This window comes from Salmonirosea aquatica (assembly GCF_009296315.1).
In the GTDB taxonomy this organism is placed as follows: domain Bacteria; phylum Bacteroidota; class Bacteroidia; order Cytophagales; family Spirosomataceae; genus Salmonirosea; species Salmonirosea aquatica.
The window spans coordinates 6198728-6219361 of the sequence record NZ_WHLY01000002.1; the positions used below are offsets into that span (position 1 = coordinate 6198728).

The following is a 20634-nucleotide window of genomic DNA, read 5'->3' on the forward strand; positions in this document are numbered from 1 at the left end:
CTAGATCAACGCGTATTTTTTGCCGGGTAGGGAACGAATCATTCCCTGAAACTCGAGGTTCAGCAACAGGGTAGCCAACTTTCCCAAATGAATGCCAGTCTGCCAGCTCATGTCGTCAATTTGCATATCTCCGCTTTTTTTCAAAAGTGCAAGTACCTGCCCTTCATCCTGCGTAAATCCCTCGAAAAACAACTCCTTTTCGGGAATATCCGTCCTGGTCTTGGTTTCCACCGCCGATCCGGGTTTCCATTGCAGGTCCTGCATCATATCATCGACAGATAAAAACAGGGAGGCCTTGTTGGTTTTGATCAACTGGTTGCAGCCTTCTGACATTGGGCTACCCAGATTGCCCGGTACGGCGTATACTTCACGGTGATAGTTTTGTGCATACTCGACGGTGATGAGGCTACCGCCCCGCTTGGCCGATTCTACCACTATAGTCACGTCGCTAAGTCCGGCAATGATACGATTGCGGGCGGGGAATCGCATAAAGTCGGGCTTGGTACCCAGCGGATTCTCGGTTACGATGCCTCCCTTCTCAGTCATGTCCAGGGCGGTTTTTTTGTGGACCGCCGGATATACCACATCGAGCCCGCTGGCCATTACGCCTACGGTAGGTACCCCATTTTTGAGGCAAGCCCGGTGAGCGGTAATGTCTACTCCATACGCCAGGCCGCTTACCAGCAAAGGATTATATGGAGCTAACTCTCGAATGATAGTTTCGGTGACTGATTTACCATACTCACTGATTTGCCGGGTACCTACGATCCCCACCGAACGCGCGGCGTTAAAATCGGTAGTACCCGACGAGTAAAGCAATACGGGGGAGTCATATAGGGATTTGAGACGCTTGGGGTAGGTGGCATCCGTGTAGAAAATGAGATGGATATTCGTTTTCTGACATTGCTCCCACTCTTTTTCGGCTTCCGTCCATCCTTCCTTCTTCTGGATACTCCGGACAATTTTTTCGCTGATACCTGGAATTTTGATCAGTTTTTTGAAGTCCGAACGATGAATATTTTCGGCTCCTGAACAATAGCTGATCAACTGCCGGATCGTGACCGGCCCTACCCCGGGCGTACGGATGAGCGCCAGTATGGCTATCTTTTCTTCTATGCTTACAGTCGCTTCCCCCAAAATTCAGTCTATTACACGGAACAGTCGGTTCCAACGGATTTTATTGGAAAAACTGGTAGGATTTGGATCAATTGACATCCAGACGAATACGGCTTTGCCTACTATATGATCTTTTGGCACAAAGCCCCAGTAACGTGAGTCGGCAGAATTATGGCGGTTATCACCCATCATGAAGTAATAGTCCTGCTTGAAGGTGTACCCATCAATGGCTTTTCCATCCACAGTCACTTTGCCCTCGCTGACCTCCACATTTTCATTGCCTTCGTAATACTTGATTACATTGCCATAAAAGGCCACGTTCTCAGGGGTCAGCTGGATGGTCACGCCTTCCTTAGGTACGGTAATGGGGCCGTAATTGTCACGGTTCCATTTGATCAGGGATGATGAAGGATACAGTGAAGGTTCGCTGATATCGGCCGGAGCTACCACCTGCCGTACATCCCGTACAAAATCGTACTCCTTGAGCTTGGCGGCCTTGTCAACCGTGGTGTATACAATATACCCTGACTCATCATTGGTCGGAATGGTGTCATTGTAAGTCTCGGTATAGGTACTGAACTCCGAAATATCGTTCTCCCGGAACACCTTGTCCTCATTTACCGCCGTCGTAGTTGACACAAAGTACTCGTTCTCTAACCGGACCGGATTTTCCATTGGTTTTCCGTTCAGAAATACCTGGGCATTGCGTATTTCCACTTTGTCGCCAGGGGTACCTATACAGCGCTTGATGTAATTGGTTTTCAAATCAACGGGATGCTGCAATTCGGGGGGATAATTAAATACGACCACATCACCACTTTTCACCTCCGAGAATCCCGGCAGCCGGTACTGGGGCAGCTGGATCCAGTCCAGGTAGGAAGGTATGTCGGTGCCCCAGATGGTCTGGTGGGTCAGGGGTACCTGAAGCGGGGTTTTAGGCGTACGGGTACCATAATGCAGTTTACTGACAAATAGGAAATCGCCCACCAGCAGGCTATTCTCCATCGAAGGCGTCGGAATAGTGAAAGCTTCCATGAACAGCCAGCGGATGAGTGTGGCGGCCACAACGGCAAACACGATGGAATCGAGCCACTCGCGGAAAGCCGATTTCTTTTTAACAGGAGTCGAAGTGCGAGGTTTATAAATTTCTTTTTCTAAGGCCATGAGTTAATGAATGTTTCAGGAGGTGTAAAGATACGGACTCGAAATTAGTTTCGTATTAAATTGTATTTCCCAACAGATCGTCCATGCCGAATACCCCCTGCTTCCCCCGTAACCATTCGGCGGCAACCACAGCACCCAGTGCAAAACCCTGACGGCTGTGGGCGGTATGTGATATTTCGAGGGTATCCACTTCCGATTGATATGTGACAATATGGGTACCGGGTACCTCACCGTCCCGTTCTGCCAGAATGGGGACGTGGTTCTCTTTTTGCTCGGGCAGTAGGCTCCATCCCTGGATTTCGCTGTTCTCTAACCGGACGCCTTCGGCCAGGGTTATGGCTGTACCACTGGGAGCATCTACTTTATGAATATGGTGGATTTCCTTCATGGACACTGCATAAGGCTGGTTTTTCATCAGGCGGGCCAGGGTACGGTTGAGCCGAAAAAACAGATTGACCCCAATGCTGTAATTGGAAGCATAAAAAAAAGCACCGCCTTTTTCGGAAGTTAGACCTTCGATTTCTCCTTTGAAATCAAGCCATCCCGTAGTACCACTCACCACAGGCCATCCCTTTTCCAGGCAAAGCTTAATGTTGGCATAGGCGGCTTCGGGGGCACTGAATTCAATGGCGACATCCACCGATTCGGCGGGCAGTACTTCCAGTTCACTGAGGTTGTTGATGTCGATTTTTCCGGCGATGTGATGGCCACGTTCCAAAGCGATCTGCTCAATGGCTTTGCCCATTTTCCCGTATCCCAGGAGAAGTATGTTCATATAACTAATTCTGACCGGGTCACCGGTGCGATTAATGACTGTTGAAGTGAGTTAATTTCCGATACGCTAAGACTCACAATCATTTAGGTTAAAGAAGTGCATCAAAAACCAATGACCAGTTTAATGCCCGGCGCGGTTTGAGCCATGAAGGTACGCTCCGCCGACGGTTCGATGCGCAGCGTGAGATCCTCATTCATGTTTGCATTGAAATTCTTCAGGTGGGCAGCCACATTGGCCTCCACCGCCGTAAGAGCATATACTACCGCCAAAATCACGAAGCCATACTCACGATAGCGACGATAGAAAGTCTTTCCCCGCTTGACCTGGTCAAGCGACAATGAGCGATACTCGTTATCGGTCCGAATGTACACCTCATAGGTTTCTTTATTCACCGGATTGCCGTTGGCGTCCACCGAAGAAAGGTAGGGTTTCAGAAAATCATGGTATCGCACGGTATTCCAATAAATCATATACCCCGCCCCCCAAAGCCAGCGTAGACAAAGGGTAGCTTCCAGTAATCACGGTTGTAGATTTGTCCGGCACTGGGAAGGATCAACGAGAATATCGCGGATTTTTTGGGCACGGGCATACGAGCCCCCGTCCTGATGGTAGCAGGTATTGTATCCTGCTCAAGGGCAGCCAAGTTATCCGGCCGCAGCACTTCCTTAATTACCGGCCGTACCGTATCCTTGACGACCGCAGGTACCACCGTCTTCGGCAACTGTTCCGAGGGTACCGTCTGTGCTCCCGCCCGAAAGCAGAGCAACACCATCACAATCCACAACCCCTTTTTCAACCTTTGTTTTCAAAATTTAATGTACCCAGAATCCTGTCCAGTTCTTCCTGTGAAGTAAAGGGAATTTTGATTTCACCCTTATGGTTGTCATCGCTTTTGATGGAAACCTTAGATCCAAAGTAGGAAGAAAGTCGGAATTGTAACGATCTGATTTCCTGTTTGATTGTCTGGATACGGCGATTGTTTTCACCGGCATCCACCACCATGGACAGTTTACGCACTTCTTCTTCTACTTTGCGCACCGACCAGCCTTCTTCCATAATCTTGCGGAAAATTTTCAGTTGGCTTTCCAAATCATCAATCGTAATCAGGGCACGGGCGTGGCCCATGCTGATCTGGTTGTCGCGCAGGGCAGCCTGAATAGTGGGGGTAGCTTCAGGAGCCGGATGTAGTTATTGACTGTCGTGCGGTTCTTACCCACACGGTCACCGAGTTCCTCCTGCTTCAGATTACACTCGTGGATCAGGCGCTGGTAGCTTAGGGCTATTTCTATGGCGTTGAGGTTTTCACGCTGAATGTTCTCGATCAGAGCCATTTCCAGCATCTGCTGGTCATCGGCCGTCCGGATATAGGCCGGAATCCGCTGCATACCAATGGACTTGGATGCCTGCAAACGCCGCTCCCCGGAAATCAGCTGGTACTTATCCTTGCTCATCTGGCGTACCGTGATGGGCTGGATAATTCCCTGCACCCGAATCGAGTCGGCTAATTCCTGTAATGCCTCCTGGTCGAAATTGGAGCGCGGCTGGTAAGGATTGGCCTCGATAAAATCGACGTCAATTTCATTCATCGAACTGATCGTCTCATAGGGAGGCGTCCGTCCGGAGGGTTTATTGGAATTTACCGAATCCGAGTCTTGTAAAAGCGCCCCTAATCCCCTACCCAAACCTACCATCCTTTTATTCTTATTGGTATTTTCCATACTGCACTGTGATTTAAATTAAATTCACGAGACTCAGCCTACCATTAGCTTATTCCCACCGGCTGATCCTGAGATAGATATCCATTTTTTGTCAATATTTCACGCGCCAGGTTCAGGTAGCTGATTGCCCCCTTGCTGTCTGCATCCTGGGCCAGCACCGGTACTCCGTAACTAGGCGACTCACTCAGGCGGACATTCCGGGGAATAATGGTGTCGAAAACCATGGTCTGGAAATGCGTGGTAACTTCGTTCACGACCTGATTCGACAACCGCAACCGCAGATCATACATCGTCAGCAGAATGCCCTCGATAGATAGATTGGTATTCAACCGGGATTGAATGATCGTGATCGTATTGAGTAGCTTACCCAGGCCTTCCAGCGCAAAGTACTCACACTGCACCGGAATGATTACTGAATCGGCTGCGGTCAGACAGTTGATTGTAATCAGCCCCAGGGAGGGTGAGCAGTCGATGATGATAAAATCATAATCGTCGCGGATACCAAGGAGGGCGTCTTTCATCCGATCTTCCCGATTCTTGATGTTAATCATTTCGATTTCGGCCCCAACCAAATCAATATGGGAAGGCAGCAAATCGAGATTAGGGAAATCAGTCTGGATGATGGTGTCGCGGGTACGGATCCCTTCTACCATGCATTCGTAAATACTATATTCTATTTCCTTGGGATTGAAACCCAGCCCCGAAGTAGAGTTAGCCTGCGGATCAGCGTCCACTATCAATGTCCTGAATTCCAGCGCCGCCAAACTAGCCGCCAGATTGATGGCCGTGGTGGTTTTACCGACTCCTCCTTTTTGATTGGCAATTGCAATTACTTTACCCATTGTCTAGTTAGTTACCAGCCTCAAATTTCATCTATTCACGGCAAATACCCAAGAAATGTTCCACGGAGTTTTAAGCCAAAATCGTTAAGTCTTGGCAGCTAACAGCTTACAGAGCAATATTTCTTTTGAGTGCCCCGCAGGTCGGGTTAAAAATGCGCACTGTTTCACGCCCACACTTTGGTACCTTCTGTGCAGTTCTTGCACATTTCGATTTCGGAGCGCGACCGTATGAGGGTTTGCCGGAAATCCCGGTATAGGTTTCCCCGCCACAACTCCCTGAATGTTTGCTTCTTCATGTCACCCAAACGGTGGTGAGCATCTTTATCAAAACAGCACGGTACCACCAGCCCGTCCCAGGTAATAACACAGGAATGCCACATTTTCCAGCAGTGGTTCACAAACTCATTTTTGATGGAATACCCCTCCCCCGTTTTCTCATAGCGCGAATATTTGTCGATCGTCGGAATCAGCTCCGACCCTTGTTCATAATCGTAAATCTGGGCGGTTTTCAGCCCTACTTCGTCTACGCCCATCTCCCGAGCCAGCTGCTTCACTTCTTCAATCTGATGCTCATTGGGTTTTACCACCAGAAATTGAAAAATAGTATGCGGGGTACTTGATCCTAGTTTTTTTTTCCATTTGATGATGTTCCGGGTACCTTCCAGAACTTTTTCAAGCTTGCCCCCGATACGGTACTGTTGATAGACCTCTTGCGTGGTACCGTCAATTGAAATTATCAGGCGATCCAGTCCCGACTCCACAGTCTGGCGGGCTTTTTCATCGGTAAGGTAGTGGGCATTGGTCGAGGTAGCGGTATAGATTCCCTTATCGTGGGCATATTGTACCAATTCAAAAAAAGAGGGGTGCAGGTAGGGTTCGCCCTGAAAATAAAAAATCAGATAGAGCAACCGGTCAGCGAGCTCATCGATGGTTCGTTTGTACAAATCAGCCTCCATCATGCCCGTAGGCCGGGTAAAAGACCGGAGTCCGCTGGGACATTCGGGGCAGCGCAGGTTGCAGGAGGTGGTGGGTTCAAAACTAATAGCAATGGGCATACCATAGTGCGTGGCCTGGCCCGATAGCTTGGAATACCAGTAACTACCCACCACCTGCAAAGCATTCCAGGCGCGTAGGGGTGTGACTTTTGACATCAAGTTCAACCCGTCTTTCCAATTCTTGTTCATGTCTACTCGTTCACGTTAGGTATTATAGAGCATTCTTTCATTTGCTACATTCGGTCGCGGCAGGGATACGATCGCTGTCCTAGGTTACTGGCAAAGCTAGGCGATAAATCCGGCATTCGTCAGGAAGCAAAGGGGGAAGCGTGTAAAATATTCCATTACCACTAGGCGTGTCCTTCCCGGCTTCAGACGCTGTGGTGTACAACAATTGCGGGATAATTCCAGTTTGTTTCTGGCCAATGGAAATATGCCGGGTGATATCCGTGCCGTTCAGATTACAAAGAAACAGATAGTCCCCGATGCACCAGGCAATATAAAAGCAACTCAAGGTAGGGTCAGGATAAGCCAGCCATTCAACGGGGCGACCGGAAAAGTGCGGCACCAGTACTTCCGCCCACTCTCTGAGGCGTGTGATGCAATAAAAATGTTGTCGGTTTTGTCCCCATTGATAGGGTCCGGTGGTCACTTTATCCGATTCGGAGGGATCGGAAATCTGAAATACGAAGAGCTTACTGTAGGCTTCGTTGGGAGCCCGTTGCTTATGCATGCCCCTCAGTTCAAACCCCGCCCCTACATAGGAGGGTAGTTCAGGCATGAACAGGGCCACAAAATAGCGGACCAGATTTCCAGTCTGGTAAAAGCTATCGAAGCGGGGATCATCCTTATCAGCCGTAATTACGGTAAAACTAGGCTTAAAAGTCCGGGTATAGGCTATATCGAGGTACTGACGAAATCGGGTTGTAAACAAGGCAGAGCCGACGACCGTGGATTGCAGATCGCCCAGCGTCACTTCGGCCCCAATCATTTCCAGATGCGCAATTTCGTCACCATAGCTCATATAATCGGGCGCGCCCAGAAACGACTCCGCAAAGAAAGCAAAGTACCCGCACCCCTCGCTGACAATGTGGCGCTTCACATAAGCCAGCAGGTCGTAATAGGACGGCAGTTGGGAAGGTACCCCCTCCTGGCGCATCTGTACGTGGGTCATGTCTCCCCGCATGAAGTCGAAATTATATTTTTGGCGGCAATCGGCATAGTTCCGGGCTACGTATTCCCATACCTCGATTATAGGGCGCTCAAAATCAAGCTCCCAATAAAGGTTGCTGTCTTTACTGTTGAAAAGCCGATATCGGGTCAGGGGGCCAAACACCCTTGACATTTGCTGAGGTTCGTCAAATTCGTACTGGTACCAGCGACAGCCGGCTTCGTCCACAGTATAGTGATTTGGATTCAAATGAAGTACCCGATAAGGCGGGGCCATGGTCATGGGCAACGTCTCGTAGCCTTCGGCGATCACATACCGCATCAGCGCCACCCGGCGACGCTGGCGATCCCCATAGTTGGCCGGATGGCCGAATAGCATCCTTAACCGAGATTCCTGGGTAATATCACTTTCATCTGTCAAGAAAAAAGCCGGGAAATCGGGCAATTCTGAACCATCGGCCGTACCGAATTCTTGCAGAAAAGCATAAACCAACTGCTCTACCTCCCGCCATAGTTCTTCTTTGTGATCCAACAGGTACCCCTCCCGCTGCCGTACCCACTCGAAGAAACGAGGATTGGCCAGTACCATCTCCGAAAACCGATCCGTATGAGGAATCACGTCCATACCCACGGCAAATCCCATGGCGTGCAGTAGATTGATGGTAGCTTTAAGCTGCGCGTCCGGTGTATTTAGTCCCGGCATCATTGCATGCAGTTCAGCAGAAAAAAATTCAGGATTAATTTCCCAGCTTACCATGCCGTACAGGCTTCCCACCACCCCGGGCTCCCAGATGGGCAACAGGTGAATGGAGTCATGAAAAGCCGGTAAGGTGAGGGCGTATTTAACAACGTTAAAAAAACTCCCGACCGTTCTCACGTTGATACCTACCATTCGGGATGATTTCAGCCAGTTCCCGTTCACTTCGCCGCAGCACGAACTTTCTAGGGTAGATTCGGCCTGTAGCGCTTTTTGTACAGTATCGGCTCCCAGGCGACGGCTGAGTATTTCCACCACCTGGTAGGCCGTTAATAATTGGGCACTTCCAGGATCGAGCCCTACGATAAAACTCCTCTTTCCCCGTTCATAGTCGGCTACGGAGGTAGGGCCAAAGCCAGACTCCGGATCTGCGGCTGGGGAAAAAATATCAGGCATACGGATTAGATGAACAATTAGGCAGAAAACAGATTGTATTGTTTTGCGAAACTAACAAAATCACATTAGAATGAATTACCCGGTCGTGATTATTGGTGGGGGACTGGCCGGCCTGATCAGTGGAATCGAATTGGCTCGTGGCGGCATCCGCGTGCTTCTGATCGAACGCAAATCCTACCCCTATCATAAGGTCTGCGGGGAGTATGTTTCCAATGAGGTATTGCCCTATCTCAAATCGCTGGGCCTCGATCCGGCCGCATTAGGTGCCGCACGGATATCTAATTTTCGCTTTACCTCGCCCAAAGGTTCAGTGCTGGATACAAAACTCGACCTGGGGGGCTTTGGGGTAAGTCGCTACATTCTGGATCAAGCCCTGTATCGCTTAGCCCTGAAAGCCGGGGTGGACTTCAGATTGAATACCACGGTAACCAAAGTAGACTGGCTGGAAGAGCATTTTGAAATCAATACTGCTGACGGAGGTACCTACACCAGTGAAATCGCCATCGGGGCCTACGGCAAACGCGCCCGGCTTGACCGCCAGTTAGGTCGTGGTTTTATGGAAAAAGAATCACCCTACGTCGGGATAAAGTACCATATCCGGGGCGACTTCCCCAGAAATGTCATCGCCCTGCACAACTTTAAAAACGGCTACTGCGGCATGTCGGCCATTGAGGATGACAAGCAGTGTCTCTGCTACCTCACTGAACGCACCAATCTCCGGCAAGCGGGAAGCATTCCCGAAATGGAACGGAATATTTTATCCAAAAACCCCCATCTGGAAGCTATTTTTTCCAATGCCGAATTCCTGTATGCCAAACCCGAGGTGATCAACGAGATTTCGTTTGCTCCCAAAAATTGCATAGAAAACCACCTACTGATGGTCGGAGACAGCGCCGGGCTGATCACCCCGCTTTGTGGTAATGGCATGGCTATGGCCATACGGGCGGGGAACATGGTGGCTCATGAAGTGAAGCTTTATTTCCAGCAACACCGTTCCCGTTCCGAATTGGAAGGTACCTACCGGAAATCCTGGCAACGGGAGTTCGCGAGTAGGCTCCTTGTAGGGCGGGCAGTCCAAAAAGTTTTCGGCCGGGAGGTACTTTCCGAGCTGGCCTTAGGCTTTTTTCGACTTGCGCCCCCTTTATTGAATGTAGTAATCAAAGGTACCCACGGAAAATTGATGAGGTTAGAATAATCTAAAACACGTTTGGATTTTGGTCAAAACCAAAGATCAGTCGTTAGTCTACCTATTCAAATGGGTAATTCCGTCGTACTTTTTACCTCCGACATGACAAAGAAACTGCTAATGTGCAGCACGCTTTTCAATACCGACAGGTTTTGCTGGTAAAAGGTATTATACCCCTCCACGTCGTCGGCTACAACTTTGAGCAGATAATCAAAATTGCCAGATACCACACTGCATTCCAGCACTTCGGGCAAGCGTGCCACTGTTTCATTGAACTCCTCGAAGCTTTCTTTTCTTTGCTTGTCAAGCGTGACATTACAAAATACTATCAGCGACTTCCCAAGTTTCCGACGGTTCAGCAGGGCTACATAGCGGTCAATAAAGCCCTCACGCTCCAATTTTCGGATGCGGTCGTGAACCGGGGTGATCGATAAGTTGATACGGGAAGCGATTTCTTTAATGGTGAGCTGCGAGTTGGATTGCAGCAACCGTAGAATGGTGCGGTCTGTAGCATCAGGATTCATGAAAAGTCATTTTTTTTGTTCAAAGAATGGCAATTATCAAAATAAAGAAAAATTGCAGCCCAAAATCGATAAGCACAGTTAAATTTCCTGTATTTTCTACTAGACAAAGGCTTTAATTCTGAACTTGGTACTTTTGTACGCAATTAGACTTACTTTATAGGTATACCTAGATTCTTCACTAAACCACTCGTAACACTATGATCATTGGCGTTCCAAAGGAAATTAAAAACAATGAAAACCGCGTGGCGGTCACCCCCGCTGGCGTCACCGAATTTCGCCGCTATGGTCATACCGTGTACGTTCAGGCCAGTGCGGGACAGGGTAGTGGTTTTTCAGACCATGAGTACATCGAAGCCGGAGCCCAATTGTTGGATACCATCGGGGAAATCTATGATATTGCCGAGATGATTGTGAAGGTCAAAGAGCCTATTGCTTCAGAGTACCCTTTGATTAAGGAAAACCAGCTACTGTTTACCTACTTCCACTTTGCCTCTTCTGAGGAACTTACCCACGCCATGATCGAAAGGAAGGCTGTTTGCCTGGCTTACGAAACGGTGGAACGCGCCGATCGCTCCCTGCCGCTGCTGGTACCTATGAGTGAGGTAGCGGGCCGCATGGCCATCCAGGAAGGTGCCAAGTACCTCGAAAAACCCATGGGCGGGCGAGGTATATTGCTTGGCGGGGTCGCCGGTGTAAAACCTGCCGACGTACTGGTTTTGGGCGGTGGAATCGTAGGTACCGAAGCCGCCAAAATGGCGGCGGGACTGGGCGCTCATGTGACTATCATGGACATTAGCCTACCCAGGCTAAGGTACCTGGAAGATATCATGCCGGCCAATGTGGACACGGTCATGTCCAATGAATATAACATCCGACGCCACATCCAGCATTCTGACATCATTATTGGCGGCGTATTGATTCCTGGGGCCAAGGCTCCTTCGCTGATTACCAGAGACATGCTTAAACTCATGCGCCCGGGCACTGTGATGGTCGACGTGGCCATCGATCAGGGTGGCTGTTTTGAAACTTCCCACGCTACTACTCACCAGGATCCTACCTATGTGGTCGATGACGTAGTACATTATTGTGTGGCTAATATGCCCGGAGCGGTACCTTACACCTCCACCCTTGCACTTACCAACTCCACTCTACCCTATGCGCTACAATTGGCCAACCTGGGCTGGCAATTGGCCTGCGCCCGGAGCGAAGAGCTTTTGAAGGGGTTAAATATTGTCAATGGGAAAATTGTCTACCAAGGCGTTTCTGATGCCTTTGGTCTCCCCTATGTTCCCGTACAGGAAGTATTGGATTCGTCCAGTTCAATAAACAAATAGATAAGATAAAAATAGTGAAAGCGGGTAGCTGAACGAAGTCAGCTACCCGCTTCTTTTTTCTGCCTCCTAAAAATATTACAATTTATTTTTCACACATACGTGTTTAATTCAAAAGTTCTCCTTACTTTTGCAAAATAATTGAGCGAACATCCGTTCACTCCTCTGCTTCAGTCCGGGTCAGGCGATACAGTACGCCACCAATCAAAAAGTGATTGGAATCCCCTAAAAAGTCTTGCAGAGCCACACGGATGTCTTGTGGTGGGCTTTGCGCAAAATCCCTTTGTGAAAATTAGTACTACGTTCCGACCGACCGGTTTTCAACCGCCGGGAAGGTAATTGTTTTATGCCTGTTTTTTCTTGCCGGAAAACAAGCATCCGGCAAAATGTGTCTTGTGTTTTCCGTACGTAAAAATTTTAAGTAGAATCTTTAATATCAATAATATAATGAATCACGAAATAGTAGAATTAGAAGAAGAAACAGCCGTTGAAACCCCCAAAACGGGCACATTTGCCGACTTGGGCTTATCGGAAGAAATCCTGAAGGCCGTTACCGAAATGGGTTTCGAAAGCCCCTCGCCCATCCAGGCCCAGGGTATTCCACCCGTCATGGAAGGGTTGGACGTAATCGGTCAGGCTCAGACCGGTACTGGTAAAACCGCCGCTTTCGGTATTCCGGCACTGGAAATGGTTGATCCCACCAATAACGCCGTACAGGTACTGGTACTTTGCCCGACCCGCGAACTGGCCGTGCAGGTTTCCGAAGAAATTGGCCGTTTGGCCAAATACAAGCGCGGGGTGCGCATCGAGGCCATTTACGGTGGTGATTCGATTGAACGCCAAATCCGTTCTCTGAAAAAAGGTGTCCAGATCGTGGTAGGTACCCCCGGCCGCGTAATGGACCATATGCAGCGCCGTACCCTCAAATTTGATGAGGTACGCATGATGGTGCTGGACGAAGCCGACGAAATGCTGGATATGGGTTTCCGGGAAGATATCGAAAGTATTCTGGACGATATGCCCGCCGAACGCCAGACAATCCTGTTCTCGGCCACGATGTCCAAGCCCATCATGTCCATTACCAAGCGGTTTCTCAACGACCCCGTGCTGATCAAAGTCGTACGCAATGAGTTGACCAATGACAACATTGAGCAGGTTTGCTACGAAGTGAAGCCCCAGGGCAAACTGGAAGTAATGACCCGTCTGATCGATATGTACAATTTGCAATCGCTTTTGGTTTTCTGTAACACCAAGCGCAAGGTGGACGAAATCGTAGAGCAATTGCAGGTACGGGGATATTCGTCAGAGGGTATCCACGGCGATTTGCGTCAGCAACAACGCACCAATGTGATGAGCAAGTTCAAAGCCGGCGTAACGACGATTCTGGTAGCTACCGACGTAGCGGCTCGGGGGATCGACGTAAGTGGCCTGGATGCGGTAATCAACTACGACATACCTCTTGATGAAGAGTACTACGTACACCGGATTGGCCGTACGGGTCGCGCGGGTATGTCGGGTAAGGCCTTCTCGCTGGTCGCCCGGGATGAGAAGTTCCGTATTCGTCAAATCGAAAATTTCACGAAAGTGAAGATCGAGAAAGGTGTTATTCCTTCCTACGAAGACATTGTGGGTATTCGGAAAGCACGCTTTGTGGAAGGTCTGGCCGAAACCATCCGGGAATCTGGTGACGATAGTCTTTACGATGATGTACTGGAATTGCTCCACCACAGTGGCTTTACGACCGAACAGATTGTATCCGCCATGGCCAAGCAAATGCTGGGTGTCCAGAAAAACGATTATGCTGATGCGAACCTGGCATGGGAAGAAAGGCGTTCGGATCGTGACCGGAGCGACCGTGGTGGTCGTGAAAGGGATCGTGGCGGAGATCGTTTCGGACGTGGCAGTGAACGTGGTGGCCGTTTTGAAAGTCGCGAAAGCGACCGGGGCAGCCGTTTCGGAAACCGTGATAACGACCGGGGCGCCCGTTTTGGCAGCCGGGAAAGTGACCGGGGTGGCCGTTTCGAAAGCCGCGAAAGCGACCGGGGGCCACGCCGCGAGAAGTCGGCTCCTGGGCCTGTGGAAGCTGGCATGACCCGTTTGTTTTTCAATGTAGGACGCCAGGATCACATCATGCCCCGCGATTTTGTGGGTGCTATTGCTGGTGAATCCAATATCCCGGGTAAAGACATCGGTGCCATCGAGATCTATGACAAATTCACCTATGTGGATGTTCCCGAGCGGGATGCCCGCGTTGTGGTTCGTGCTATGGATGGCAATACCATTAAGGGACGTCCGGTACAAGTGGACATTGCGAAGTAATGTATAATTGAAAGGGTTTGCTTTTACTAACCCTTAAGACAAAAAAGAGCCTCCGGAATTCGGAGGCTCTTTTTTGTCTTAAGGTACCTATAGGCAAGGATTCCCCGGGGATTCGCTCCTTTATTCGTAGTAGTATCCAAAAATAATTCCCATCTCGTCCTCGCTCAGTAGACCGAAACGGACTGTCCGGTCTGTGGTATTATTGTAGGTTATTTCCGAAGTAAGTCCTTCACCCTCTTTTAACACGAGCGGGGTGGCCAAGTTTTTGATCAGCGGATGTTCCCAATCCGCGCTTTCGTATACAATTTCTCCATCCCTGGTACCCCCTTTTATTTTTATCACAAATTTTTCACCCAGTTTATGGGTATGAGACGTCAGCATCAGCACCGAAGTTGGTTTCTTAAAAAGAAACGATTTCGTAGCCACTGTTTTCTGACCTGCCGGTAATACAAAACCCTCATTAGGCAGGTTCAGCGCCTTCACCACATGCATAACCTGAGACTTCGGTATCGTGAACAAGTTTACATGAACCGCACCCGTGGTAGGCTCATTGGTTTTGTTCACGTAGTGGGAATTCAGGTCGAAAGACGCCCCCGCGGGCAACAATAATGCGGCACCATTGGGCAGACTGTAATCATGGGACTGGGTTTGGGTACCCGCCCAGAATACATGATTCTGCATGGAAAGGAAGGTCGTGACATTGGAGGTACCATCTGGATTCCGAAGGTCTCGAATGGTATTGAGCGAAGGCAACTTACTTTTGTCCGAAAAATCGTAGAGAATGAAGTGATGACTACCGGGTCGCATTAGTACCTGCACGCGGTTGACGTACTGCTCCTCAGTGTTCCCTACCAATTTCCGCTGAAAAAACTCCCGTTCAAAGCGGGGGCTGATGGGAAAGGCTTCCAGTTTCATTTGGAATCCAGTTCCCGGAGCAGGAGGTTGCAAGCCGTTGAACACCGCCACATAGCTGGGTGTTTTGTCATTCAGAAGCGTAGTATCCACTAAATTGTCTTTTTCGGTAGCACCCGCTTCGATCCAACGCCGCACAAACTCGAGCTGCCCGGCACTGAGCGGGGTACCTCCCAGCGGCATGGAAAGTCCGTACTGTTTCCCGCCGTGGTGGCCCGCGTCCCAATTCAATTTATGGTACAGCAGGCTTTCGTTGGCATTGTAAGGCTTCACTCGTTTCAGACCTTCGGCCTGGGCATCGGGCTGCCTGGAAAGGATATTGATAAGATTAGCATACGATTTTCCTTTTGCCAAAACCAATCCATGCTGATTAAAGGCATTATCCTGTTCGGAAGCGTGACAGCCCGCAGTGGCGCAGGTAGGGGTAAAAATCCGGTCCTGAATAAACCCAAACGAGGTCATTTCGGTCACCGCCGGCTCTTGCATTTTTTCCTGGCATCCGAGCGCCAACACCACACTAGCACCGGCCATTACGACTCCTGTCCTCAATTTTAGCATAGGGTACCCGATTTATAGCGATCAGTCGTTTTCTAACGAAAATTTACACATAAAATTTGTCAAAAGCGTAACCGGAACTGTTCCTTCGCCTGTTCCTTCCGGAAAAATATCAGCCCCACCCAGAACAAGTCGACGGCCACCTGTACCTGAGGATGTGCTTTGATTTTTTCCCAGGCCATTGTCATTTCCTTTGACCAATAAATATCGTCGAATATAAGCACAGACGCATCATCTGTATAGGGAAGCACATCCTCAAAATACCGCAAGGTAGGCTCCAATCTATGATTGGCATCAAAAAAGACCAGATCAATTGTTTTTTGTTGCGCGTTGAGCCAGGCGGGTAGTGTATGATCAATATTCCCTACTACCAGTTCAATGGTACCTACCCCCAATTTTTCAAAGTTTTCGGAAGCCAAACGGGCCGTTTCGGGACAGCCTTCCATGGTGGTCACGTGTGCATCGGTAGCCGCTCGGGCAAAATACGCAGTTGTCAACCCCAATGAGGTACCTAATTCCAGTACGGTTTGGGGATTGAAATGGCGGGTAAGGCGATAGAACAGTTCTCCAAAGCGAGCCGGTTTCTCTGCGTTGCGGGCAATGTCACTAATTTTTCGGCGGTTGGATCTGTTGCGGCGCGAACCGGCCCCCAGGTCCAGAATCTCGATTTCATCGGTGTTTTTTAAAAGCTGTCGGCGTAAGGAAGCGATTGCTTCGAAATCGGATTTATCCTCAGCTGATGGACAAATTGCCTGGGTATACAAATCGTAAATAAAAGGGGAATGGATCGAATGAGCATTGCCGGCACGTAGCTGGTGCTTGAGGTAAGGAAGAATCAAAGGGAAATGGAAATGTACGATTGAACAGGTCGAATGCGAAAGAAAATAGCAATCCAACAAGTAGGATATAGCCCGGATCAGTTAAGTCGGTAGGGAACGATAAGAGTGAATTCAGGGATGACCACATTGAAACGACGCCCGTCCAGAACCCGCTCCATAAGGTAATTTCCGGCCATCTTACCCAGGTTGGTACGTAAATTACAACCCGAAACGTATTCGTGGATCTCGCCGGGTTCCAGCACGGGTTGCTGACCAACCACACCTTCGCCTTCCACTTCCCGTACGACTCCGTTGGAATCGTAGATATTCCAGCGGCGGCGTAGGAGTTTGACGGTGTTGTCGCTGTGATTTTCGATAATTACCTTGTAGGTAAATACAAAATGAGTTTGTCGCGGATTGGAATAATCGGGCTGATATTCAGTAACTACCGATACTTTCACCCCCTCAGTTACTTCCGATACCATGGCTAAAATAGTTTATTTGTATAACGAAATTAGCATTCCGATGTTTATGTTGACAAGCGGTACCTTTTTAAATTCCTAAATTAACAAAGAATATGGACGTTACCATCGAAGAATCCTGGAAAGCGAAATTAAATGCCGAATTTGAGAAGCCCTATTTTAAAGAATTGATCGAATTTGTGAAACAGGAATACCGAACCCATACCGTTTATCCTCCCGGAAAACTGATTTTCAACGCTTTCGACTCCTGTCCCTTTGATGCCTGCAAGGTAGTAATTCTGGGCCAGGATCCCTACCATGGTCCCGGGCAGGCCAATGGCCTGTGTTTTTCGGTGAATGACGGCATTCCTAAACCACCTTCTTTACTGAATATTTTCAAAGAACTCAAGGACGATGTGGGCACGCCGATTCCGGTTTCGGGAAATCTTGAGCGCTGGGCACAGCAGGGGGTGTTACTCCTCAATGCTACGCTCACGGTCCGGGCCGGAGAAGCTGGCTCGCATCAGAAGAAAGGATGGGAAACGTTTACCGATGCTGTAATTGAGCGTATCAATGAGGAAAAGGAAGGGATTGTGTTCCTACTCTGGGGAAAATACGCGCAGGAAAAGGGAAAGATCATTGATAAAACCAGACATCATATCCTGGAGGCCAAACACCCCTCCCCTATGGCTGCCAAGTGGGGCGGATGGTTTGGGAGTAAACATTTCAGTCAGACCAATACCTACCTTCGGAAGCTTGGAAAACCGGAAATTGTGTGGTAAAAAAAAGCACCGTCAGTGAGACGGTGCTTAAAATCAGTAAGGTACCTGCGCTGGCTACTTTTCAATCACCGAGTTCAGTTCCAGTACATTTTCCCAGTACGGGCTGTTGTTTTTGACAAACTCTGTGTGTTTGGGATGCTGATCGTACGTTTGAATCCCTTCTTCATTCCGGAAAGTCAGGTAGTGAATTACATCGAAGTCCCGAGCAACATTGTCATTATTCAGCACTTTTCCTCCCGTATAACCCACAATGGCGGGAATCTGCCGGCGTAGGTTCGAGAACTCCTGCATGTGCTTTTCAACTTCGGCCGCTGGGGTACCTGCTTTGAACTTGATGCATACCACCCGCTGCACTTCGGCTTTTTGGTGGGGCGTATAAGCTCCGTAGATGATGAGCATAAATAATCCCAGAATGAATACGGGAATTAAATAGCCCAAAGTTTTATTTTTTGGTTTCATTTGATTTACGTTGTCAATGATATGAGTATAACTGCACAAAGGTACGTATAGTTCAATATTTTTGTACTATTTGAATATTAAATTGCACTAAATATTGCAAATTTCATAAAATGCCAAATATTCCATATTGAAATTAACAAAATAAAGAATATTAATTGGTTCATTATGTTACAAAATATCTGTAAAATCTGTCTAGATACGTTGTATCATTTAGGCTTTGAAACTATTTTTTTGCTTTTTAGAAAAATACAGATTTAATATTTCGCGCTTTTTGAAATGATTATGAATAAAACAAGAAAAATCCCTTTCAAAAACGGAATTTTGCACATTTAAAATATTCTTTGGTTAGCATTTGCCTTCCTACTTTCCAAATAGTACCCAACAAGTGAGAAAAACGTTGCTTTGTATTCTATATAGTGTGGTTTTATCACTTCTACTCTCCTTTCAACCTAAGTGGGGCTTTTGGGCGCATCGGCATATCAATCGGCTGGCGGTATACCGGCTGCCGATTGATATGCAATACTTTTACAAAAAGCAGATTGATTTCATCACGGAAAATGCCGTAAATCCCGATCGGCGACGGTATGCGATCGTGGGGGAAGCCGAACGGCATTTCATCGATCTGGATGTATATGGAGATAGTGCCCTGGCCATATTACCCTTGTACTGGAATCAGGCCAAAGAAAAATTCGGAGAAGATAGCCTGCGCAGGCATGGCATCGTACCCTGGTATGTACAGACCGCCGTTTTTCAGCTGACTGAAGCCATGCGGGACAGAAGCCCCTCCCGCATCCTGCGTCTTTCGGCCGATTTGGGACATTACGTGGCCGATGCGAATGTACCCCTTCACACTACTCGAAACTACAATGGTCAATTGACCGGTCAGGAGGGTATTCATGCTTTTTGGGAGTCGCGCATACCCGAACGTTATGCCGAAGGGTACGAGATGTGGCTGGGGAGCGCTGAATACGTAGAGAGCCCCGCCCAAGCCGTATGGGGTGCTGTCGCAAAAGCCCATGCCGCTTGTGATTCGGTACTACGGATCGAAAAAGAGTTGAGTGAGGAATTTAAACCGGACCGTAAGTACACTTTTGTAGAACGCAACCGAGTGCTGGTACGTACCTACTCCGATGAATTTACCGCCCGGTATGCTACCCGGCTCGACGGGCAAGTAGAGCGTCAGATGCGTTCCTCGGTGCAGTTGGTGAGTGACTTATGGTACACCTGCTGGGTAAATGCCGGACAGCCTGACCTGAAGGCGCTGGCCGGTTTTAAGTTTGATGAAGTCGAGAAAGCAAAAGAAGCCGCCGACCAGCGATCCTGGTTGCAGCGGCTTCTTCGTATTCGACCGGAGGCCGATGACGCCCCTATGGAAAATTAATCTAGCTAATAACCAGGTTTCGCATATAGTCCGCATCGTGGCTCAGGCTGGCCATAACAGATTCAGGGTACTCCTCCTGCTCTACAATAAAGTGCTTGACTCCCGTATCTTCAGCTACCCCCAAAACTTTCGGATAGTCGATAATCCCTTTGCCCAAGTCGGTAGAATGAGGCTTAGGTTCGCGCACCAAATCCTTGACGTGGCATAACTCATAGCGCCCCTGGTACTTACGCAGATGATCGGCAATATCTTTATTAGCCGCCGCGATCCAGCACATATCCAATTCGTACATGACCAGCGAGGGGTCAGTATTGTCCAGCAAAATTTCTTGTGGGATTTGCCCATCGAGTTCCTTGAAGGAATAATCGTGGTTATGGTATCCGAATTTTATGCCCGCTTTGTTACAAATCTCCCCACGCTTATTAAACTCCTCCGCCCGCTTTTTCCATTCATCAACCGAGGATTGGGGGCCGATGTAAGGTTGCAATACATAGCTCAATCCCGCTTCGGCACACTCGCCCGCCAGTTTCTCCAGATCTTTGGATGTATCGGCATGGGTGCTGACCATTTTCATACCTAGCCCGTCCACGTAGGCTTTGAAGTCCTTGGGAGTCATACTCCAGAACACCCCCTGATCGCCCTGGTACCCCTCGATTTCCTGGTATCCCAGATCAGCGATTTGCTTTAGTACTCCTTTGGGGTCCTTGCCTATAATATCGCGGGCGCTGTAAAGCTGCACTCCAAAGGTCGAAATTTTGCGTTCAGACCCGCTTCCGGCCACCGCTGTACTGTCGGCGGCCGAATCGCTGCTGGTGTTGGTCGAACAGGAAATCAGGGGAAGAGCGGCAGCTCCCAGGGTAGCAAATCCGGCACTTTTGAGAAATAAACGTCGATTGTAATGCATGGTAGGGTAAGCTTTGGGTTAAAAAATGCGTAAAATTGCAGCAATAATACAACATAAGAATCCGATTAG

17 protein-coding genes and 2 pseudogenes are annotated in these 20634 nt (G+C 48.8%); 5 read left to right on the forward strand and 14 right to left on the reverse strand.

The annotated features are described in order from the left end of the window. The 8 genes and pseudogenes from dprA to GBK04_RS27010 form a co-directional block, all read right to left on the reverse strand. Window positions 1–1137, reverse strand: a complete 1137-nt coding sequence (dprA, locus tag GBK04_RS26970) for a DNA-processing protein DprA (protein WP_373331391.1) — start codon at window positions 1135–1137, stop codon at window positions 1–3. 3 nt (window positions 1138–1140) lie between these two features. Further along, a complete protein-coding gene (lepB, locus tag GBK04_RS26975) occupies window positions 1141–2280 on the reverse strand; it encodes a signal peptidase I (RefSeq protein WP_152765150.1) in 1140 nt (379 codons plus the stop codon). A gap of 55 nt (window positions 2281–2335) precedes the next feature. Continuing rightward, window positions 2336–3055, reverse strand: coding sequence for a 4-hydroxy-tetrahydrodipicolinate reductase (dapB, locus tag GBK04_RS26980; protein WP_152765152.1), 720 nt, complete (start codon window positions 3053–3055; stop codon window positions 2336–2338). A gap of 101 nt (window positions 3056–3156) precedes the next feature. Beyond that, a pseudogene (locus GBK04_RS31210) lies at window positions 3157–3827 on the reverse strand (DUF5683 domain-containing protein). Window positions 3828–3847: 20 nt separating this feature from the next. After that, window positions 3848–4773, reverse strand: a pseudogene (locus tag GBK04_RS26995) (ParB/RepB/Spo0J family partition protein). A 44-nt stretch (window positions 4774–4817) separates the two neighbouring features. Further along, window positions 4818–5615, reverse strand: coding sequence for a ParA family protein (locus GBK04_RS27000; RefSeq protein WP_152765158.1), 798 nt, complete (start codon window positions 5613–5615; stop codon window positions 4818–4820). A gap of 164 nt (window positions 5616–5779) precedes the next feature. Further along, a complete protein-coding gene (locus GBK04_RS27005) occupies window positions 5780–6799 on the reverse strand; it encodes a radical SAM protein (RefSeq protein ID WP_152765160.1) in 1020 nt (339 codons plus the stop codon). A 79-nt stretch (window positions 6800–6878) separates the two neighbouring features. Continuing rightward, window positions 6879–8933 (reverse strand): alpha-amylase family protein, encoded by a 2055-nt coding sequence (locus GBK04_RS27010; RefSeq protein WP_152765162.1) that lies wholly within the window; start codon window positions 8931–8933, stop codon window positions 6879–6881. A 70-nt stretch (window positions 8934–9003) separates the two neighbouring features. Here GBK04_RS27010 and GBK04_RS27015 point away from each other — a divergent pair, with 70 nt between their 5' ends. Continuing rightward, a complete protein-coding gene (locus GBK04_RS27015; RefSeq protein ID WP_152765164.1) occupies window positions 9004–10128 on the forward strand; it encodes an NAD(P)/FAD-dependent oxidoreductase in 1125 nt (374 codons plus the stop codon). A 56-nt stretch (window positions 10129–10184) separates the two neighbouring features. Here GBK04_RS27015 and GBK04_RS27020 read toward each other — a convergent pair whose 3' ends face one another. Then, window positions 10185–10643, reverse strand: coding sequence for an Lrp/AsnC family transcriptional regulator (locus tag GBK04_RS27020; RefSeq protein ID WP_152765166.1), 459 nt, complete (start codon window positions 10641–10643; stop codon window positions 10185–10187). 197 nt (window positions 10644–10840) lie between these two features. Here GBK04_RS27020 and ald point away from each other — a divergent pair, with 197 nt between their 5' ends. Together ald and GBK04_RS27030 are read left to right on the forward strand one after the other, a co-directional pair. Continuing rightward, window positions 10841–11977: an alanine dehydrogenase gene (gene ald / locus GBK04_RS27025; RefSeq protein WP_152765168.1), complete on the forward strand. Its 1137-nt coding sequence runs from the start codon at window positions 10841–10843 to the stop codon at window positions 11975–11977. Window positions 11978–12421: 444 nt separating this feature from the next. Next, entirely contained in the window at window positions 12422–14293 is a 1872-nt protein-coding gene (locus GBK04_RS27030) for a DEAD/DEAH box helicase (protein WP_152765170.1), read from the forward strand. A gap of 120 nt (window positions 14294–14413) precedes the next feature. Here the strand turns inward: GBK04_RS27030 and GBK04_RS27035 are convergent, their stop codons facing one another. The 3 genes from GBK04_RS27035 to apaG form a co-directional block, all read right to left on the reverse strand. After that, on the reverse strand, window positions 14414–15763 hold the full coding sequence (locus GBK04_RS27035) for a monooxygenase (protein ID WP_152765172.1): 1350 nt from the start codon (window positions 15761–15763) through the stop codon (window positions 14414–14416). Window positions 15764–15822: 59 nt separating this feature from the next. Beyond that, window positions 15823–16599 (reverse strand): O-methyltransferase, encoded by a 777-nt coding sequence (locus GBK04_RS27040; protein ID WP_152765174.1) that lies wholly within the window; start codon window positions 16597–16599, stop codon window positions 15823–15825. Window positions 16600–16676: 77 nt separating this feature from the next. Next, entirely contained in the window at window positions 16677–17063 is a 387-nt protein-coding gene (gene apaG / locus GBK04_RS27045; protein WP_152765176.1) for a Co2+/Mg2+ efflux facilitator ApaG/CorD, read from the reverse strand. A gap of 92 nt (window positions 17064–17155) precedes the next feature. Between apaG and ung the strand changes: the two genes are divergently transcribed. Continuing rightward, entirely contained in the window at window positions 17156–17821 is a 666-nt protein-coding gene (gene ung / locus GBK04_RS27050) for a uracil-DNA glycosylase (protein WP_152765178.1), read from the forward strand. Between the two features lie 54 nt (window positions 17822–17875). On the opposite strand, the gene GBK04_RS27055 is transcribed toward ung, so the two are convergent. Further along, on the reverse strand, window positions 17876–18259 hold the full coding sequence (locus tag GBK04_RS27055) for a Dabb family protein (protein ID WP_373331392.1): 384 nt from the start codon (window positions 18257–18259) through the stop codon (window positions 17876–17878). A gap of 535 nt (window positions 18260–18794) precedes the next feature. Here GBK04_RS27055 and GBK04_RS27060 point away from each other — a divergent pair. Continuing rightward, window positions 18795–19661 (forward strand): zinc dependent phospholipase C family protein, encoded by an 867-nt coding sequence (locus tag GBK04_RS27060; protein WP_373331393.1) that lies wholly within the window; start codon window positions 18795–18797, stop codon window positions 19659–19661. A gap of 1 nt (window position 19662) precedes the next feature. Here the strand turns inward: GBK04_RS27060 and GBK04_RS27065 are convergent, their stop codons facing one another. Beyond that, the gene (locus tag GBK04_RS27065) at window positions 19663–20565 is read right to left on the reverse strand and encodes a sugar phosphate isomerase/epimerase family protein (protein WP_152765184.1); all 903 of its coding nucleotides are present in this window, start codon (window positions 20563–20565) and stop codon (window positions 19663–19665) included. Between the last annotated feature and the right edge of the window lie 69 nt (window positions 20566–20634).

Coding starts and splice junctions, on each gene's coding strand:
- GBK04_RS27015 (WP_152765164.1), top strand. CDS start 9,004: ATGAATTACCCGGTCGTGATTATTGGTGGGGGACTGGCCGGCCTGATC.
- GBK04_RS27030 (WP_152765170.1), top strand. CDS start 12,422: ATGAATCACGAAATAGTAGAATTAGAAGAAGAAACAGCCGTTGAAACC.
- ald (WP_152765168.1), top strand. CDS start 10,841: ATGATCATTGGCGTTCCAAAGGAAATTAAAAACAATGAAAACCGCGTG.
- GBK04_RS27065 (WP_152765184.1), bottom strand. CDS start 20,565: ATGCATTACAATCGACGTTTATTTCTCAAAAGTGCCGGATTTGCTACC.
- lepB (WP_152765150.1), bottom strand. CDS start 2,280: ATGGCCTTAGAAAAAGAAATTTATAAACCTCGCACTTCGACTCCTGTT.
- dapB (WP_152765152.1), bottom strand. CDS start 3,055: ATGAACATACTTCTCCTGGGATACGGGAAAATGGGCAAAGCCATTGAG.
- apaG (WP_152765176.1), bottom strand. CDS start 17,063: ATGGTATCGGAAGTAACTGAGGGGGTGAAAGTATCGGTAGTTACTGAA.
- GBK04_RS27010 (WP_152765162.1), bottom strand. CDS start 8,933: ATGCCTGATATTTTTTCCCCAGCCGCAGATCCGGAGTCTGGCTTTGGC.
- GBK04_RS27000 (WP_152765158.1), bottom strand. CDS start 5,615: ATGGGTAAAGTAATTGCAATTGCCAATCAAAAAGGAGGAGTCGGTAAA.
- GBK04_RS27005 (WP_152765160.1), bottom strand. CDS start 6,799: ATGAACAAGAATTGGAAAGACGGGTTGAACTTGATGTCAAAAGTCACA.
- GBK04_RS27060 (WP_373331393.1), top strand. CDS start 18,795: ATGCAATACTTTTACAAAAAGCAGATTGATTTCATCACGGAAAATGCC.
- ung (WP_152765178.1), top strand. CDS start 17,156: ATGGACGTTACCATCGAAGAATCCTGGAAAGCGAAATTAAATGCCGAA.
- GBK04_RS27020 (WP_152765166.1), bottom strand. CDS start 10,643: ATGAATCCTGATGCTACAGACCGCACCATTCTACGGTTGCTGCAATCC.
- GBK04_RS27035 (WP_152765172.1), bottom strand. CDS start 15,763: ATGCTAAAATTGAGGACAGGAGTCGTAATGGCCGGTGCTAGTGTGGTG.